The organism is Salarchaeum japonicum (genome assembly GCF_049705945.1).
Lineage (GTDB): Archaea > Halobacteriota > Halobacteria > Halobacteriales > Halobacteriaceae > Salarchaeum > Salarchaeum japonicum_A.
Genome location: NZ_JBNAMV010000004.1, coordinates 1,914,101 through 1,928,636 on the forward strand (window position 1 = coordinate 1,914,101; position 14,536 = coordinate 1,928,636).

Consider the following 14,536-nt stretch of genomic DNA (forward strand, 5'->3'; position numbering starts at 1 on the left):
TCGGAGTAATGAGTTCTGTTCCGTTCCACTACCTCGACCTCCGAGCGTTCTGTTACGAGACGGAGGCGGACGAGCGCGTCGAGTCCGCGCTCCGGTACTTCCTGCCGGAGGACGCGGACGTACAGCGCGCGGAGAACCGCGGCCACAACGGCGACCGAATCGTGGTGTTCTCGGCGCGTGTCGAACTCGCGGACGACGTGCGCTACGTGCTCGAACGACTGCGAGACGGCGCGGACATCGAGCGATTGCGCGACGAACTGGACGACCGCGTGACGGAGAACTGCGAGTTCTTCGCGCACCTCGACAAGCAGGCGGCGTTCGAAGGTGAGGCCGAACTGGGCGACGGAATCTCGCTGCGCGGGAAGGTCGAAGCGTATCCAGCGAAGCGCGAGGCCGCGCTGGAGAACGCTCGCGAGGCGCTGTGATGTACGAGGCCGCGTTCGCGTACCCGGACGGCGCGAGCACGGTCGCCCGCCTCGCGGAGACGCTCGCGGGTGTGGAGTACGACGGCGTCGTCGTCCGGAGCCGAGCGGGTAACCGCCCCGAGTACGACGCGGAGCGCGTTCGCGAGGAACACGACATTGACGTCGTCGATGGAGTGACGGTGGATGCCGAGGACCCGACCGGCGCGAGCGGCGCGGTGACGAACCTCCGCTCGGACGTGACCGTTCTCTGCGTGCACGGCGGGAACGCGACGATGAACCGGTACGCGGCCGAGGAGGAGAAGGTGGACGTGCTCTCGCGGCCCGGAAGCGAGGTGAATCACGTGGTCGTGAAGGCGGCGAAGCGCAACGCGGTCCGCCTGGAGTTCGACTTCGGGCCGGTGCTCCGCGAGTCGGGTGGTCGGCGCGTGCAGGCGCTGCGCGGCCTCCGGAAGCTCCGGGAGATCGTCGAGCACTACGACGCGCCGTTCGTGGTGAGCGCCACGCCCCGAACCCACCTCGACGCTCGCGCGGTCCGCGAACTCGTCGCTGTCGGCGAACAGGCGGGGTTCAGCGAGGACCAGATTCGCGCCGGTCTCCGGGAGTGGGGCGTGCTCGCGGCGCGGAACCGCGAGCGGATGTCCGCCGACTTCATAGCGCCCGGCGTGCGTAGGGGACGGTATGAAGAAGACGCTTGACGAGCACGCCGCGCGCTTCGACGAGATAGCGGCGGAGTACGACGAGAACAAGAGCGAGGAGTACAACGAGTGCGTCCGCCTCGTCGTCGAACACGCCACTCGCGGACTGTCAGGCGACGAGACGGTGCTCGACTTGGCGACGGGCACGGGCGCTATCGCGCTCGCACTCGCTGATTCCGCGGGTCGCGTGGTCGGCCGCGACATCAGCGAGGGAATGCTCGAACAGGCCCGCGAGAAAGCCAAAGAGCGCGGCATCTCGAACGTCGAGTTCGGCGAGGGTCGCTTCCGTAGTCCGAACTACGACGGCCCCGTGGACGTGGTGACCTCGAACTTCGCGATGCACCACCTCTCGGACGACGAGAAGCGCGAGGCCATCGACGTCATCGCCGCCCTCGGCCCGCGAAAAATCGTGCTCGGTGACGTGATGTTGTTCGGGGAGCCGAACCCGGACGAACCGTTCTTCAGCCCCGACGTGGACGACCCGGCGACCGTCGGCGTGCTCGCGGACGCGTTCACGGACGCGGGCTACGCGCTCACGGCGGTCGAGATGGTGCACGACCACGTCGGCGTGCTGGTCGCCGAACGCGCATGAAACACCTCCCGAAGCACCTGCGGCCGCGCTGGCGCTACCTCGCCGTCGAACTCGAAGCCTGGCCTGACGCCGACGTCTTTCGAGGTGAGTTCCAGCGTGCGCTCTGGTACGCCGCGGGCAACCTCCTCGGGGACCCGGGGAGCGCGGACGCAGACCTGCGCGTGTTCTCGTTCTCGTTCGACGACGGGACGGGCGAGGCCATCGTGCGGGCGCGCCGCGGCCACGTGAGCGAAGCACGAGCGGCGCTCGCGTGCGTCAGCGAGGTCGACGGCGAGGCGGTTCGCGTCGCCGTCCGCGGGGTTTCGGGGACGGTGCGTGCCGCGGAAGAAAACTATTTAGGACGCGCGAGTTTAAGTACGGGCGAGGAAGAAGTCGTGTTCAGAAACGCCACCCGGCGCGCCGTCGCTCGCGACGGCCGCATCGACATCGACGTCGAGGGTGCGTACGTGGGCGCGACCCGCTCTGATTTGGACTAAACTATGCAGGGTCAAAACCAACAGCAAGCATACGACCGAGGTATCACGATCTTCTCCCCGGACGGTCGGCTCTACCAGGTGGAGTACGCCCGGGAAGCCGTCAAACGAGGTTCCGCGTCCATCGGGGTGCGCGCCGAGGACGGCGTCGTCCTCCTCGTGGACAAGCGCATCCGCTCCTCCCTGATGGAGGAGACGAGCGTCGAGAAGATTCACAAGGCAGACAACCACATCGGCATCGCGTCCGCCGGTCACGTCGCTGACGCGCGCCAGCTCATCGACTTCGCGCGCCGGAACGCCCAGGTCAACCGCCTCCGCTACGACGAGGCCATCGGCGTGGAGACGCTGACGAAGGACATCACCGACCACATCCAGCAGTACACGCAGGTCGGTGGCGCGCGCCCGTTCGGCGTCGCGCTCCTCATCGGCGGCGTCGACGAGGACGGCAGCCCCCGGCTCTTCGAGACGGACCCGTCCGGCACGCCGAACGAGTGGAAGGCGCTCGCCATCGGCTCCGGCCGCGACGACATCCAGAGCTACCTCGAGGAGAACTACCAGACCGACCTCGAACTCGACGAGGCCGTCGGGCTCGCGCTCCGCTCGCTCGCGGAGACGCACGAGGAGGGCCTCACCGCGTCCGGTATCGGCGTCGCGACCGTGGACGCCGAGTCCCGGAGTTTCGTCGAACTGACGAACGACGAGATCGACGAGTACCTCGACGACTTCGACCTGCAGGCCGACTCCGACGCCGAGTCCGCGGAGGACGCGGACGGCGCGGACGAGTAACCCCGTCGCCTTCTCTCGTTTCGCACCCGCGGAGCGACGGCTACCACCTTTTTCCCCTCCGGGGGCGTAGTCCTCGGTATGATTTCGCTCGACGAAGCCGTTACCGCACGCCTCGAGTCGCACGGTGAGCGCTTCGAGGTACTCATCGACCCGGACGCGGCGCTCGCGATGAAACGCGGCGAGTTCGACGGCGACCTGGAGGACGTCATCGCCGCCCGTGACGTGTTCGAGAACGCCTCCCGCGGCGACCGACCCGCCGAGGAGGACCTCGAAACCGTCTTCGGGACGACCGACCCGCTCGAAATCATCCCCGAGGTCGTCGAACGCGGAGAGATCCAGATAACGGCGGAGCAACGCAAGGAGATGCAGGAACAGAAGCGCAAACAGCTCATCAACACCATCGCGCGGAACGCGGTGAACCCCCAGATGGACAACGCGCCGCATCCGCCGGACCGCATCGAGAACGCCTTGGAGCAGGCGGGATTCACGGTGGATCCGATGGAACCCGTGGATACGCAGGTGGACGACGCGCTGGACGCGCTGCGGCCGGTGATTCCGATCCGGTTCGACGAGGTGACGGTGGCGGTGCAGGTGCCCGCGGATTACGCGGGGAGCGCGCAGTCCCAGATTCGGCAGTTCGGCGACCTCGACCGCGAGGAGTGGCAGGCCGACGGCTCCTGGGTTGGCGTGCTCACGTTCCCGGCCGGGATGCAGAACGAGTTCTACGACCTCGTGAACGAGCACACGAGCGGCGAGGCGGAGACCCAAATCATCAAGGAAAAGGACGAACTCTCGACGCGCTAACCGCTGATTTCTCCGAATTTCCTTCTTCGGCTTCCTCTTACGCGTTTCTGTTAGTCGAGGTGGTCGTGGACGAGCGCGCGTTCGGCGCGGTGGAGGATGCCGCTCACGGTCGATTTCGCGAGCCCCACGTCGTCGGCCACGTCGGTAAGCGAGCACGCGCGCGGTTCGTCGTAGTAGCCGGCGTCGGCCGCGGCGTCCAGCACGTCGCGCTGCCGGTCGGTGAGCGGGTCGGTTTCTTCTCGGGCGCCGGTGTCGACGCGTTCGAGTCGGTAGTCGACGCCGCGTGCGTCGAGTTCGTCGCCGAGTCGCGCGAGGCGTTCGTGGGTGGCGGTGAGCGTCCAGCGCGCCACGCCCGCCTCGACCTCGAACGGGAAGTCGAGCGGGAGTTTCGCGGAGCGGGTCGCGGAGAGGAGCGTCGGCGTGCGCGTCTCGAACTGCACGAGCACGCCGTTCTCGGCGGGGAGCACGTCGCCGTCGCGGAGGGCGTCGCTCGACGCGACGACTGACCGCATCTCGTCCGGTGAAACGCCCCGGGCTTCGACGAGGCCGACGCCGGCGCCGTCCTCGGCGGGGAGTGCGGAGAGCACGCGGAACGTCGCGTCGGGGTTCTCGCGGGTGACTGGGGCAAGCCACATCTCGTCGGGGAGCGTGATGGCGAGTGTCGCGCGCGGCACGCGCCCAGATAGAACGGGCGTCGAAAAAACGCCGGCGATAGTCGCTTACACCGCGCCGGCGGGCGGTTCGACGTCTTCTTCGACGACGGGGTCGCGGAGGGCCTCGACTTCGTCCAGAATCGCCTCGATGTGTTCGTCTGGCACGTCGTTCTCGCGGAGCGCGGCTTCGAGGTTCTCGGCGGTCCGGTCGAACGCCTCGTGCGTGATGCCCATGTCGGTGTGCGCGGCGTCCATGTCCTCGCCGTCGTACTCGATTGGGCCGCCCGCGACGGCGCTGATGAACTGGACTTGGTGGGCGAACAACGCCTGTTTGTCGACGCCCTCGAAGTACGGCGTGAGTTCGTCGTCGGCGAACATGCGGTCGTAGAAGTCGGAGACGACGGCCTCGACGGCGTCCCGGCCGCCGATGTCGGCGTAGATAGTTTGAGGCATTGCACTCGGTACTCGGGGCGCGCGGTCGGTGTAGTTACTCCCGAACGTGTTCGCGATGTGGGGCGCTACCAAGACCCGTGACTGGCCGGTGGTGCGCGAAAGAAGAGAGCGTGTGGCGGAGTTACGCCCAGGTGGGTTTCGTGACGGTCACGTCGCCCTGCTCGAACGTGAACTGCTTCGAGACGGTGGCGGTTTCGCCGTCGATGGTGGTCGTGTAGGTCACGGAGAGGTCGGTGACGAAGCCGTCGGGCGTGACAGTCGCGCTCAGGCTCTCGGTCGTGCCCTCGCCGTAGTCCGTGGTGACGTTGCGGGGACCGGCCGCGCGGAGCGCGACGTTGCCGTCGTCGGTCTCGGAGACCTCGAGCTGGCCGGCGGCGAGGAGCGTGTAGAGGTACTCGCTCCACTGGTCGGGCGTGCGGACGAGGTCGGTATCGCCGGCGCCGCCGACGGTGGCCGTGGTGGTGTTACCGTCGTCGTGCGTGTACTGGATGGCGCCGGTGGTGGCGTTCGCCCAGAACTGGGCGCTGCTGTGGTCGGTTCCGGGCGGGGTCGCGCTGTAGCTTCGGGACGCCGACATCGTGTCGCCGTCGGCTTTCGTGGTCTGCATGTACGTCTTGTAGCCCGAGCCGTTCACGCGGATGGTCGTGATTTCGGTGACCTCGTAGTCGGAACTCCGGAGGGCTTCGGCGTGCGCGTCGGTGAGGTCGAACCCGCTCTCGACGCCGTCAGCGGTGACGCCCGGCGGGTAGTCGACGGACGCCTGCGTCGTGGTCGCGTTCGTTGTCGGTGCTGTCGTGGTCCCGCTGGTGCCGGCACAGCCTGCGAGTGCGAGCATGGCTGCGAGCGTCACCGCGAGGAGGGCAGTCCTTCGCATGCCTTCGAATCGAAGCCCCGGCAGAATAAGTAATTTCGCTTACAATAATGGCACGGATACACATACCACGGAAATGCCTCACACAATCGGACGAACGGACACAAAACGAGTGCAGAACCGCGGAACGTCGAAGCCGAGTTATCCGCGCCGGAACCCGAGGAAGAAACCGCCCGTGAAGCCGGCGGAGACGGAGAGCGTGGAGAGGATGGTGTTTATCCACTCGGGCGGGGTGCCGCCCTGCGCCGCCTCGCCGGCCTTCACTGCGCCGGCAGTGAGGCGTTCCCAGTCGACGGTGAGGATGCCGCGGGATTCGAGGAACTTGAACAGCGCGAGTTCGAGGCCGACGAGGACGGCGATGAGCTTCGCGACTTTCTTCGCCGCGAACCCGATGATGCCGCCGATGACGGCGCCGCTCCCGAACTCGATGCCGAGGGATGTCGGGTCGATGTCTATAGCCATACCCTACCCGTCGCCGGCCGCTTTTAAGGCTCTTGTGCCGCGCCCGGTGCTTAAGTATTCTCGGCCCCTACCCTCGTGTGAGTGACAGGCGCACGTACACCCGACACGGCGGTCGTCGCGAAGCGCGTCGACTCGGGCACCGCGAACACCGACGAGATTCGCGATCTGGTTCGCGCGGCGGGCTACGACGTCGTCGGCGAGGTCACGCAGGCACGGACAGCCGACGCCGCGCTCCAACTCGGCGAGGGGAAGGTCGAGGAGCTCGCGACGGTAGTACGGGACACCGGCGCGGACACAGTCGTGTTCGACAACCGCCTCGGCCCCTACCAGATTTTTAACCTCGGACAAAAACTTCCCGACGGCGTGGAGGTCGTGGACCGGTTCACGCTCATTCTCGATATCTTCGGTCAGCGCGCGCAGACCCGGAAGGCCCAGTTGCAGGTCGAACTCGCGGAACTCCGGTACGAACTCCCGCGCGCCGAGGCGAAGACCAGCCTCGCGAAGCGCGACGAGAAACCCGGATTCATGGGGCTCGGCGAGTACGACGAGTCCCGGGAGCGGGACATCAAGGACCGCATCAGCCGCATCCGGGACGAACTCGCGAACATCGAGAAGACGGAGGAACACCGCCGCGACCAGCGCCGCGAGTCCGGGTTCGACCTCGTGGCGCTCGCGGGCTACACGAACGCCGGGAAGTCCACGCTGATGCGGTCGCTCGCTGCCGACCTCGACGTGGACGAGAACGAGGAGCGCCACCCCGACCTCGACACCACCGCGGAGTCACAGGACATGCTGTTCACGACGCTCGGCACGACGACGCGCCGGCTCGATATGGACCACCGTGACGTCCTCCTCACGGACACGGTCGGGTTCATCAGCGACCTCCCGCACTGGCTCGTCGAGTCCTTCAAATCCACCCTCGAATCCGTCTACCAGTCCGACCTCGTCCTCCTCGTGGTGGACGCCACGGAGCCCGTGGAGGACATCCGGGAGAAACTCGTGACGAGCCACGACACGCTCTACGAGCGCAACGAAGCACCCATCGTCACCGTCCTCAACAAGGTCGACGAAGTTCCCGCGGACGAACTCGCGGAGAAGACGGAGGCGCTGTCCGCGCTCGCCCCCGACCCGGTCGCGGTGTCGGGCAAGGAGGAACTGAACCTCGACGCGCTCCGCGAACGCATCCACGACGAACTCCCCGACCGCGAGCGCGAACGCCTCGTGATGCCGCTCACGGACGACACGATGAGCGTCGTCTCTTGGGTGCACGACAACGCGCACGTCCGCGACGTCTCCTACGGCGACGACGAAGTCGTGGTTGACTTCGAAGCGCGCCCGAGCGTCGTCGAGAAGACGCGCTCGAAAGCGTCCGACCTGTCGGTCCCGGAGTCGGCCTAGTCCGTCTCTTCCATCTCCTCGGCCGCCGCCAGTAACTCCTCGCCGCGTTCCGAGTCGATCGAGAGCGCCGGCACCTGCGACGGCGCCCCGTCCTCGTCGACGGCGACGAAGACGAACCGTGACTCCGTGGTCTGCTGGCGCTCGCCCGTCTCTGGCTTCTCGTGGAACGCCCGAATCCGTGTCCTGATGCTCGTTTTCCCCGCGCCGTAGACGTACGCCTCGACGACGACCGTGTCGCCGGTCGGCACCGGCCGCTGGAAGTCCATGTGGTCGATACTGGCCGTGACACACGGCTGACCGGCGAACCGGATCGCCGCCATCGCGCCCACCTCGTCCATCCACTTCATCACGTTCCCGCCGTGGACCGCCCCGAGGTTGTTGGCGTGGTTCGGCTGGACGCGGCTCCGGTTCTCGATGTACGTCTCCATCAGGTTCGGCATACCGGACGTTCACCGGGACCGCGGAAGAGTGTTGGTCCGGCCCGGTCGGGGACCCGCGGCGACCGCTCAGCTCCGAAGACCCGAGATGCGGTCTATCGCCGCCTCGGCTTCGCCCATCAGGTCGCCGACCACGTCCGCCGCGGGCGACACCTCGCCGGTCAGACCCGCGCTCTGGCCCGCGAACAACGCCATCGCGTCGACGTCACCGTCTACGTCCGGCGTCGCGAGCGCCTCGGAGTAGCGTTCGATCGGGTCGCCGGCGCCCGTCGTCGCGACTACCTCGTCCTCTCCGGGCCGGTCGCCCGGGGACGGTTCGGCCGCCTCGCGCCACAGTTCGACCGTCTAGTTCTCGACGACGCGGTGCGGGGTGCCCGGCCAGCCCTTGTCGAACAGGTCCGTGTGCACCGTCGCCGTCTCGTCGGCGTCGGCCACCCGCTCGCGGTACGCCCGATGGACGTTCGCCTCCTCGGTCGCCACGAATCGCGTCCCGAGCCACGCCGCGTCGGCACCGAGCGCCAGCGCCGCCGCGACTCCTCGTCCGTCCGCGATGCCGCCGGCCGCCACCACCGGAACGTCGACGGCGTCGGTGACGCGAGGCACCAGCGGCATCGTCGCCACTTCGCTCTGGACGTGACCGCCGGCCTCCCAGCCCTGCGCGACGACCGCGTCGACACCCGCGGCCGCGGCGTCCCGGGCCTCGGCGGCGCTCCCGACGGTCTGTAACACGACTCCGCCGGCGTCGTGGACGCGCTTGACGTACGGCGCGGCGTCGCCGAAGGACAGCGAGACGACCTCCGCCCCCGCGTCGAGGCAGGCCGCGAGGTGGTCCGACATCGGACGTTGCGTCGTCGCCTCGTCGAGCACGAGATTGACCGCGAAGGGCCGGTCGGTCAGGTCCCGCGTCCGCGCTATCGCGTCCCGGGTGTCGCTCGGGTCGCGCCACGTGACCGCGAGGTGGCCCAGCCCGCCCGCGTTCGACACCGCAGCGGCCAACTCCGGACAGGTCGCGCTCCCGACGGGAGCCTGTACGACGGGATGGTCGGTGTCGACCAAATCGGTGAGGGGCGTCTCCATACGCTCTCCAGAATTCCCGCCGCGGAAAAGGTTCGCCCGCGTCGCCTTGTCCTTACTCTAGCCGCTGCTTCGTCTTCTCGACGACGCGTACGTCGCTGATTCCGGTCTCGGGGTACTCCCCGCCGGCGTCCTTCTCGGCGGCTTTCACCATGTCCCAGACGACGTTCAGACCGGTCGTCACGCCCTCCAGGGCTTCCATCTCGCAGCCCGTTTTCCCGGTGGTCTCGACGGCGACCTCCAGCACCACGCGGTCCTCGCGCACGTCGAAGTCGGTGTCGACGTTCGTGATGGGTATCTGGTGACACATCGGAATCGTCTCCCACGTGTGCTTCACCGCCTGTATCGTGCCGACGCGGGCGGTGGCGAGCACGTCGCCCTTCCCCACGTCGTCGTCGCGAATCGCGCCCACGGTCGACTCCGTTAGGTGAATCGTGCCGCGCGCGACGGCGCGGCGCTTGCTGTCCGGTTTCTCGCCCACGTCCACCATCTGCACGTCGCCGTCCTCGGTGGTGTGCGTCAGGTCGTCGTCAGTCATCGTCGTAGAGTGCGTGGGGAAGCCTCGTAAGCAGGTCGCTCGCGAGCAGGCCGTAGCCGTTCTCGTCGACGGCGGCGTCGCCCGCGCGGCCGTTCGCGTACGCGGCGAGCGCACCGGCGTTCACGGAGTCGGTGACGGAGAGGAGCGCGCCGGTCGCGCCCGCGAGCACGTCCCCGGTTCCGCCGACGGTCATTCCGGGGTTGCCCGTGCGGTTCGCGCGCGTCGTCTCGCCGTCGGTGACGATGTCGTACGCGCCCTTCACGAGTATCGTCTGGTCGAGGTCCGAAGCGAACGCCTCGACCGCGGTCATGCGGTCGCGCCACGCCGACTCGCGCGGGCCGCCCATCTTCGCTAGCTCGCCCTGATGAGGCGTGCAAACGAGCGTCGCGTCCGTTTCGACTTCAGGGACGACAGAGAGGGCGTCGGCGTCCACGACCGCGCGCCCCTCGTAGCCGGCGAGGAACTTCCGGACGGCGCGGCGGGTGTCGTCCGCGTCGCCGAGACCCGGGCCCAGAACGACCACGTCGCGCTCGCTCGCGCGGTCGAGGAGGTCATCGACGTGGGTCGGCTGGAGGCGCGTGCCGACGAACGGTTCGACGATGAGGTCCTCGCTGTACCCCTGGACCTCGTCCGCGACCGGTTCGGGGCAGGCGACGTACGCGAGGTCCGCGCCCGCGCGGAGCGCCGCCTGCGCCGACAGCGCCGGCGCGCCCGTGTACGGCCCGCCGCCGATGACGGTGACTTTCCCGAAGTCGCCCTTGTGCGCCTGCGGGTCGCGCCCGAGGACGTTCCGGTCGCCCGGTCCGACGAACAGCTCTGCGGCCTCGGGAATGCCGATGTCCGCGACGGTCACCGTCTCCTCGTCGAGGCCGGGTTTCGCGTCGTGGAAGGTCACGACGCGGTCGGCGTCCACGACCGCGCCCGGCGTCTCGCCCGTGTCGGCGTCCATCCCGGACGGCACGTCCACGGAGACGACGGTCGCGTCGGTCGCGTTGATGGCGTCGACGGCGGACGCTTCCGGTTCGCGGGGCGCGCCCGACACGCCCGTCCCGAGCAGCGCGTCCACGACCACGTCGGGCCGCCCGAGGTCGAGGTTCTTCGAGTCCGACACCGCCTCCGCGGGGATTTCGCTCTCGACGAGCGCGTCCCAGTTCTCCCGACTGATGTCGGTGCTGATGGTCTCGGGGCGGCCGAGGAGCGAGACGGACACATCGTAGTCGGCGAGGAAGCGCGCGGCGACGAACGCGTCCCCGCCGTTGTTCCCGCGGCCGGCGACGACCGCGACGGACGCGCCGGGGTCGGCGACCGTCCGAACCTCGCGCGCGACCGCGTTCCCGCTCGACTCCATCAACTGCTTGCGGGAGACGCCGAGCGCCTCCGCGTTCTCGTCCACGGCGGCCATCCGCCTGCTCGAAATCATGTCTGTGCGTACCCGCTCGCGCGCCGTAAATCCGCGGGCCTACCGTCGAATCTCGAACGACTCGTGATTCTCCGGCGTTTCGTATTCGACGCTCACGTCCGTCACGTCGGCCGCGGGACTGCCCGTGTGACACCACTCTATCATCGCTTCCACGTCGTCTTCGTCGCCCTCGAAGACGGCTTCGACGCGGCCGTCTGCGAGGTTCTTCACCCAGCCGGTCACCCCGAGAGACTTGGCTTCCTCGCGGGTGTTCGCCCGATAGTAGACGCCCTGCACGGTTCCGGAGACGAAGACGTGCGCTCGCACGCGGTCGGTCATATCCGTTTCTGATGGTTCGTCGGCCTTAGTTCCCGCCGCCGTTGCGCAGGTGGTGGAAGAGATACGTTTGGGTGTAGCCCGCGTACGGCCCGAACTGCTCGCGGAGCGCGCGCGACGTGTCGGCGTAGTTCCCGCGAGCGCAGTCGGGGTAGTAGTCCTCGATGGCGGTCCGAATCCACGTGTCGAGCGGGACGGCGTCGAGGTAGTCGAGCGAGAAGAGGAGGACGCAGTCGGCGACCTTCTCGCCGACGCCGACGAACCCCGTCATCGCGTCCCGGGCGTCCTCGTAGTCATTCCCGAGGATGTCGTCACGGGTGAGTTCGCCCGACGCGACGAGTTCGGCGGTGCGCTGGACGTACGGCGCGCGGTAGCCGAGACCGAGGTCGCGCAGTTCGTCCTCTGTGGCGTCCGCGAGCGCGTCCGGCGTCGGGAACGCGTGATAGGTGCGGCCGTCGAACGCGATACGCTCGCCGTACGCCTCCCGGAGGGATTCCTGCATGGCGAAGATGCGTTCGACCCGCATCTGCGCCGAGCAGATGAAGGAGACGAGGCAGCCGAAGAAGGGGTCGGAGACGATGCGCATCCCCCAGTAGCGGTCGTAGGCGTCGTCGATGAGGGCGTCGGTGTTCGCGGCGGCGCGTATCGCGGCGAGGTCGTCGTCCAGGCGGAGGAGGTCGAAGAGGAGGCGGTCGGCGTCCGTCGTGGCCTCCCAGACGAGTTCGCCGTCGGTCTGACGCACCCGAACGACTTCGCCGTCCGCGACGGTCGCGTACCACGCGTCGCCGCCGTGCGCGCCGTCCGTCTCGTACGTCGCGCCGTCCTCGCGCGTCCAGAGGTAGGACTGGCCGGACTCCAGCGTGGATTGGAGGTCGAACGCGGACGCGAGGGAGTCGAGGGGTATCGACCCGGATTCCATACTCCTTCTCGGTCGCGTCCCGGCCAAGTGTCCGTCGGTCTCGCGTGGTAACGTGGGGCAAAGAACTATAGCGGCGGGGGAGAGACGGCCCGCCATGGACCGCCGCGTCGTCCTGGAGGCCGCCGTCCCCGTCTACGATGTCGAGACCGCCGACGAAGCCGTTCGCATCGCCATCTCCAAGACTGGGAACCTGCTCAATCCCGACCTGAACTACGTCGAAATCGGACCGGCGACCCGCGAGTGTCCGAACTGCGGCGAACAGGAGGACGCCGCGTTCGTCGCCGCGGACGAGGCGTTGGTCGCGCTCGAACTCGAACTCACCGTGTACAATACTGAGCGCGACGAACACGCCGCCCGCATCGCGCGCTCGGAGCTCGGTAGCCACCTCACGGACATCCCGCTTTCCGTCGTGGACGTGGTAGACGCGTAGCTACGTGGCGTGCGTGTACCGCGAGAACTCTCGATGGGTTAGTCAGCCTGCGCAGCGACCTTCTCGGTCTCCGATTCCACAGACGTCGTGATGCCGGACGCCAGTGCGAACACGGCCGCTTTGTGTTCGGTTTTCGATTTGTGGATGGATGTGGGTCGCACCCCGAGGTCCTGGTATTCGTCGAGCGTGACGCCGTCGTCGTTCACGCCCTCGTAGAAGTTACTTACTTCGGCGAGCAGTCCGTGCAGGTGGATGAGCTCCTGCTTCTTCATGACAGCACATTCTAACGGCTACGGGGACTTAGTAGTATCTTGAGAGAGGTTAACACACTTCTCTATGGGTTTCTCAGCGCGTCTCGTGCCGAACTGCTTTTACGTCCTGTCGCCCCAAATCGGGGTATGGATTACGAGGACCAACTCGACCGAGCGATGAGCGAGAAGCCCGACGTCGCCGGGAGCGAGAGCCGATTCGACGTTCCCGAACCCACGGTCCGCAAGGAGGGGAACGTCACCGTCTACGAGAACTTCCAGGAGACTATCGACCAACTCGGCCGCGACGAGGACCACGTCCTCAAGTTCATTCAGGACGAACTCGCGACGAGCGCCCAGATAGACGAGAGCGGCCGCGCGCGCTTCACGGGCGAGTTCGGTACGCGCCGCGTCAAAGCCACGCTCGACGACTACGTCGACACCTACGTTCTGTGTCCCGAGTGCGGGCTGCCGGACACGAACCTCGAAACCGAGAACGGGTCGGAACGCCTCCACTGCGAGGCGTGCGGTGCGCGGTCTGCGGTCTAACTCTGGAGTTCTTTGAGGTTCTCGAGGTCGCGGTCCGTCCGCATGAATTCGGCCGTTCGGCGGGTCGCGTGACAGTCGGGACAACTGTAGTTCTCGTTGTGCTTCGGGAGTTCGCTCGGCGTCATCTCCCAGTCCTTACTGCACTCGGGGCAGACTAACTGCACGTACGCTTCGTGTGCCATAGTTCGGTGTGGGGGAGGTGTTCTGAAAAAGATTGCCGCCGTATTCAGTCGTAGTAGTCCTCCCCGACGAGGTCGAAGAGGTCGTCGTACTCCCCGGGGAGTTGGCTCGTCACGTCGAGGAGTTCGGTGGACTGCACGGTCTCGCCCACCACGTCCGTCACGACCTGCGCGTAGAAGTGCGCGTCCGCGGGGTCGGCGTTCGCGCGCTCGGCGACGCGCTGCGTGAACTCCTCGTAGTCGAACAGCTGTCCCGAGTCAGCATTGTGGAGGAAGTAGTCGATTTCGAGCGGGAGCTCGGCGGCGAGGTCGCTCGCCTCGTTCGGCTGGAGGCGCTCGCCGAGCGTCGTCAGGACCGCGCGGGTCGCCCGGATGGCGCGACCGCGCGACGGGAGTTCCGCCCGATGCTGGACTTCTCCCACGAACTCGTCGTGCTTCATGACATCCGTGCGTTTCTGCCGCCCACAAAAATGAGTGATGGCCGGACTACTGCGTGAACAGGTGGCCGTCGGTGGGGACGTCGAACACGCCGATTCGCGCGCCGGCGTCCATCCAGCCGTGGCCGTACGAGAAGGACGCGAGCGCGTTCACGAGGTCGTCCTGCTCGCGGAAGTGCCGGCCGTCCTTCAGGTAGGACTGCGCCATCTCCTCGAACTCCAGCGCGGCCTCCCCGAGCGGCGTGTCTGCGGGCGGCGCGACCTCCGCCGCGTCCAATGCCTCCGAGAGCAGTCGTTCGTATCGCTCGGTCTTCTCTTCGAGGTCTGCGGCCATACCGGATACGCCGCGAGTGCGGCGGGTAAGCGCTTCGACTGGCG

Annotated in this window: 22 protein-coding genes and 1 pseudogene; 9 read left to right on the forward strand and 14 right to left on the reverse strand. The window is 67.5% G+C overall.

The window, feature by feature from the left end; genetic code table 11:
• Nucleotides 1-8: 8 nt before the first annotated feature.
• The 6 genes from ACOZ4O_RS12180 to ACOZ4O_RS12205 all read left to right on the forward strand — a co-directional run bounded on the left by ACOZ4O_RS12180 (nucleotide 9) and on the right by ACOZ4O_RS12205 (nucleotide 3,775).
• A complete protein-coding gene (locus tag ACOZ4O_RS12180) occupies nucleotides 9-425 on the forward strand; it encodes an RNA-binding protein (RefSeq protein ID WP_424525592.1) in 417 nt (138 codons plus the stop codon).
• Nucleotides 425-1,120: an RNase P subunit p30 family protein gene (locus tag ACOZ4O_RS12185; protein ID WP_424525594.1), complete on the forward strand. Its 696-nt coding sequence runs from the start codon at nucleotides 425-427 to the stop codon at nucleotides 1,118-1,120. Before ACOZ4O_RS12180 ends, ACOZ4O_RS12185 begins: the two co-directional genes overlap by 1 nt.
• On the forward strand, nucleotides 1,104-1,712 hold the full coding sequence (locus tag ACOZ4O_RS12190) for a class I SAM-dependent methyltransferase (protein ID WP_424525596.1): 609 nt from the start codon (nucleotides 1,104-1,106) through the stop codon (nucleotides 1,710-1,712). The genes ACOZ4O_RS12185 and ACOZ4O_RS12190 overlap by 17 nt, the downstream gene beginning before the upstream one ends.
• Entirely contained in the window at nucleotides 1,709-2,188 is a 480-nt protein-coding gene (locus tag ACOZ4O_RS12195) for an Rpp14/Pop5 family protein (RefSeq protein ID WP_424525598.1), read from the forward strand. The genes ACOZ4O_RS12190 and ACOZ4O_RS12195 overlap by 4 nt, the downstream gene beginning before the upstream one ends.
• A 3-nt stretch (nucleotides 2,189-2,191) precedes the next feature.
• The gene (gene psmA / locus ACOZ4O_RS12200; protein ID WP_424525600.1) at nucleotides 2,192-2,971 is read left to right on the forward strand and encodes an archaeal proteasome endopeptidase complex subunit alpha; all 780 of its coding nucleotides are present in this window, start codon (nucleotides 2,192-2,194) and stop codon (nucleotides 2,969-2,971) included.
• Between the two features lie 78 nt (nucleotides 2,972-3,049).
• The gene (locus tag ACOZ4O_RS12205; protein WP_424525602.1) at nucleotides 3,050-3,775 is read left to right on the forward strand and encodes a ribosome assembly factor SBDS; all 726 of its coding nucleotides are present in this window, start codon (nucleotides 3,050-3,052) and stop codon (nucleotides 3,773-3,775) included.
• 50 nt (nucleotides 3,776-3,825) lie between these two features.
• Here ACOZ4O_RS12205 and ACOZ4O_RS12210 read toward each other — a convergent pair whose 3' ends face one another.
• From ACOZ4O_RS12210 to ACOZ4O_RS12225, 4 genes are all read right to left on the reverse strand, one after another.
• Complete coding sequence (locus ACOZ4O_RS12210; protein WP_424525604.1) at nucleotides 3,826-4,449, reverse strand: helix-turn-helix domain-containing protein; 624 nt, start codon at nucleotides 4,447-4,449, stop codon at nucleotides 3,826-3,828.
• A 45-nt stretch (nucleotides 4,450-4,494) separates the two neighbouring features.
• Complete coding sequence (locus tag ACOZ4O_RS12215) at nucleotides 4,495-4,881, reverse strand: group I truncated hemoglobin (RefSeq protein WP_424525606.1); 387 nt, start codon at nucleotides 4,879-4,881, stop codon at nucleotides 4,495-4,497.
• 121 nt (nucleotides 4,882-5,002) lie between these two features.
• Nucleotides 5,003-5,755, reverse strand: a complete 753-nt coding sequence (locus ACOZ4O_RS12220; protein ID WP_424525608.1) for a hypothetical protein — start codon at nucleotides 5,753-5,755, stop codon at nucleotides 5,003-5,005.
• Nucleotides 5,756-5,893: 138 nt separating this feature from the next.
• Nucleotides 5,894-6,214 carry an FUN14 domain-containing protein gene (locus tag ACOZ4O_RS12225; protein ID WP_424525610.1) on the reverse strand — a complete coding sequence of 107 codons (321 nt, stop codon included), beginning with the start codon at nucleotides 6,212-6,214 and terminating at the stop codon, nucleotides 5,894-5,896.
• Between the two features lie 81 nt (nucleotides 6,215-6,295).
• Here ACOZ4O_RS12225 and hflX point away from each other — a divergent pair, with 81 nt between their 5' ends.
• Nucleotides 6,296-7,612 (forward strand): GTPase HflX, encoded by a 1,317-nt coding sequence (gene hflX, locus ACOZ4O_RS12230; protein ID WP_424525612.1) that lies wholly within the window; start codon nucleotides 6,296-6,298, stop codon nucleotides 7,610-7,612.
• Here hflX and ACOZ4O_RS12235 read toward each other — a convergent pair.
• The 6 genes and pseudogenes from ACOZ4O_RS12235 to ACOZ4O_RS12260 all read right to left on the reverse strand — a co-directional run bounded on the left by ACOZ4O_RS12235 (nucleotide 7,609) and on the right by ACOZ4O_RS12260 (nucleotide 12,315).
• Entirely contained in the window at nucleotides 7,609-8,052 is a 444-nt protein-coding gene (locus ACOZ4O_RS12235) for an acyl-CoA thioesterase (protein WP_424525614.1), read from the reverse strand. The two genes, hflX and ACOZ4O_RS12235, sit on opposite strands and share 4 nt — an antisense overlap.
• Nucleotides 8,053-8,118: 66 nt before the next feature.
• Nucleotides 8,119-9,126 (reverse strand): annotated as a pseudogene (locus ACOZ4O_RS12240) (NAD(P)H-dependent flavin oxidoreductase).
• A gap of 52 nt (nucleotides 9,127-9,178) precedes the next feature.
• Complete coding sequence (gene moaC / locus ACOZ4O_RS12245; RefSeq protein ID WP_424525616.1) at nucleotides 9,179-9,661, reverse strand: cyclic pyranopterin monophosphate synthase MoaC; 483 nt, start codon at nucleotides 9,659-9,661, stop codon at nucleotides 9,179-9,181.
• The gene (locus tag ACOZ4O_RS12250; protein WP_424525618.1) at nucleotides 9,654-11,081 is read right to left on the reverse strand and encodes an NAD(P)H-hydrate dehydratase; all 1,428 of its coding nucleotides are present in this window, start codon (nucleotides 11,079-11,081) and stop codon (nucleotides 9,654-9,656) included. Before ACOZ4O_RS12250 ends, moaC begins: the two co-directional genes overlap by 8 nt.
• 39 nt (nucleotides 11,082-11,120) lie before the next feature.
• Nucleotides 11,121-11,399, reverse strand: a complete 279-nt coding sequence (locus ACOZ4O_RS12255) for an acylphosphatase (RefSeq protein ID WP_424525620.1) — start codon at nucleotides 11,397-11,399, stop codon at nucleotides 11,121-11,123.
• Between the two features lie 25 nt (nucleotides 11,400-11,424).
• Nucleotides 11,425-12,315, reverse strand: coding sequence for a DNA-3-methyladenine glycosylase family protein (locus ACOZ4O_RS12260; protein ID WP_424525622.1), 891 nt, complete (start codon nucleotides 12,313-12,315; stop codon nucleotides 11,425-11,427).
• 94 nt (nucleotides 12,316-12,409) lie between these two features.
• Here ACOZ4O_RS12260 and ACOZ4O_RS12265 point away from each other — a divergent pair, with 94 nt between their 5' ends.
• Nucleotides 12,410-12,745: a DUF555 domain-containing protein gene (locus ACOZ4O_RS12265; RefSeq protein ID WP_424525624.1), complete on the forward strand. Its 336-nt coding sequence runs from the start codon at nucleotides 12,410-12,412 to the stop codon at nucleotides 12,743-12,745.
• A gap of 38 nt (nucleotides 12,746-12,783) precedes the next feature.
• Here the strand turns inward: ACOZ4O_RS12265 and ACOZ4O_RS12270 are convergent, their stop codons facing one another.
• Nucleotides 12,784-13,017 carry a UPF0058 family protein gene (locus ACOZ4O_RS12270; RefSeq protein ID WP_424525626.1) on the reverse strand — a complete coding sequence of 78 codons (234 nt, stop codon included), beginning with the start codon at nucleotides 13,015-13,017 and terminating at the stop codon, nucleotides 12,784-12,786.
• 126 nt (nucleotides 13,018-13,143) lie between these two features.
• On the opposite strand from ACOZ4O_RS12270, the gene ACOZ4O_RS12275 reads away from it, so the two are divergent.
• Nucleotides 13,144-13,542 (forward strand): translation initiation factor IF-2 subunit beta, encoded by a 399-nt coding sequence (locus ACOZ4O_RS12275; protein WP_424525628.1) that lies wholly within the window; start codon nucleotides 13,144-13,146, stop codon nucleotides 13,540-13,542.
• Here ACOZ4O_RS12275 and ACOZ4O_RS12280 read toward each other — a convergent pair.
• The 3 genes from ACOZ4O_RS12280 to ACOZ4O_RS12290 are packed head-to-tail and all read right to left on the reverse strand — an operon-like array spanning nucleotide 13,539 to nucleotide 14,492.
• Nucleotides 13,539-13,724, reverse strand: a complete 186-nt coding sequence (locus ACOZ4O_RS12280) for a hypothetical protein (protein WP_424525630.1) — start codon at nucleotides 13,722-13,724, stop codon at nucleotides 13,539-13,541. The genes ACOZ4O_RS12275 and ACOZ4O_RS12280 overlap by 4 nt on opposite strands.
• A gap of 44 nt (nucleotides 13,725-13,768) precedes the next feature.
• The gene (locus ACOZ4O_RS12285; RefSeq protein WP_424525632.1) at nucleotides 13,769-14,161 is read right to left on the reverse strand and encodes a DUF2267 domain-containing protein; all 393 of its coding nucleotides are present in this window, start codon (nucleotides 14,159-14,161) and stop codon (nucleotides 13,769-13,771) included.
• Between the two features lie 46 nt (nucleotides 14,162-14,207).
• The gene (locus ACOZ4O_RS12290) at nucleotides 14,208-14,492 is read right to left on the reverse strand and encodes a DUF357 domain-containing protein (RefSeq protein WP_424525634.1); all 285 of its coding nucleotides are present in this window, start codon (nucleotides 14,490-14,492) and stop codon (nucleotides 14,208-14,210) included.
• Between the last annotated feature and the right edge of the window lie 44 nt (nucleotides 14,493-14,536).

Bases quoted from the DNA above. Each gene is read 5' to 3' on its own strand.
- ACOZ4O_RS12180 (WP_424525592.1), top strand. From the start codon at position 9: ATGAGTTCTGTTCCGTTCCACTACCTCGACCTCCGAGCGTTCTGTTAC.
- ACOZ4O_RS12185 (WP_424525594.1), top strand. From the start codon at position 425: ATGTACGAGGCCGCGTTCGCGTACCCGGACGGCGCGAGCACGGTCGCC.
- ACOZ4O_RS12190 (WP_424525596.1), top strand. From the start codon at position 1,104: ATGAAGAAGACGCTTGACGAGCACGCCGCGCGCTTCGACGAGATAGCG.
- ACOZ4O_RS12195 (WP_424525598.1), top strand. From the start codon at position 1,709: ATGAAACACCTCCCGAAGCACCTGCGGCCGCGCTGGCGCTACCTCGCC.
- psmA (WP_424525600.1), top strand. From the start codon at position 2,192: ATGCAGGGTCAAAACCAACAGCAAGCATACGACCGAGGTATCACGATC.
- ACOZ4O_RS12205 (WP_424525602.1), top strand. From the start codon at position 3,050: ATGATTTCGCTCGACGAAGCCGTTACCGCACGCCTCGAGTCGCACGGT.
- ACOZ4O_RS12215 (WP_424525606.1), bottom strand. From the start codon at position 4,881: ATGCCTCAAACTATCTACGCCGACATCGGCGGCCGGGACGCCGTCGAG.
- ACOZ4O_RS12220 (WP_424525608.1), bottom strand. From the start codon at position 5,755: ATGCGAAGGACTGCCCTCCTCGCGGTGACGCTCGCAGCCATGCTCGCA.
- ACOZ4O_RS12225 (WP_424525610.1), bottom strand. From the start codon at position 6,214: ATGGCTATAGACATCGACCCGACATCCCTCGGCATCGAGTTCGGGAGC.
- ACOZ4O_RS12235 (WP_424525614.1), bottom strand. From the start codon at position 8,052: ATGCCGAACCTGATGGAGACGTACATCGAGAACCGGAGCCGCGTCCAG.
- moaC (WP_424525616.1), bottom strand. From the start codon at position 9,661: ATGACTGACGACGACCTGACGCACACCACCGAGGACGGCGACGTGCAG.
- ACOZ4O_RS12250 (WP_424525618.1), bottom strand. From the start codon at position 11,081: ATGATTTCGAGCAGGCGGATGGCCGCCGTGGACGAGAACGCGGAGGCG.
- ACOZ4O_RS12255 (WP_424525620.1), bottom strand. From the start codon at position 11,399: ATGACCGACCGCGTGCGAGCGCACGTCTTCGTCTCCGGAACCGTGCAG.
- ACOZ4O_RS12260 (WP_424525622.1), bottom strand. From the start codon at position 12,315: ATGGAATCCGGGTCGATACCCCTCGACTCCCTCGCGTCCGCGTTCGAC.
- ACOZ4O_RS12265 (WP_424525624.1), top strand. From the start codon at position 12,410: ATGGACCGCCGCGTCGTCCTGGAGGCCGCCGTCCCCGTCTACGATGTC.
- ACOZ4O_RS12270 (WP_424525626.1), bottom strand. From the start codon at position 13,017: ATGAAGAAGCAGGAGCTCATCCACCTGCACGGACTGCTCGCCGAAGTA.
- ACOZ4O_RS12275 (WP_424525628.1), top strand. From the start codon at position 13,144: ATGGATTACGAGGACCAACTCGACCGAGCGATGAGCGAGAAGCCCGAC.
- ACOZ4O_RS12280 (WP_424525630.1), bottom strand. From the start codon at position 13,724: ATGGCACACGAAGCGTACGTGCAGTTAGTCTGCCCCGAGTGCAGTAAG.
- ACOZ4O_RS12285 (WP_424525632.1), bottom strand. From the start codon at position 14,161: ATGAAGCACGACGAGTTCGTGGGAGAAGTCCAGCATCGGGCGGAACTC.
- ACOZ4O_RS12290 (WP_424525634.1), bottom strand. From the start codon at position 14,492: ATGGCCGCAGACCTCGAAGAGAAGACCGAGCGATACGAACGACTGCTC.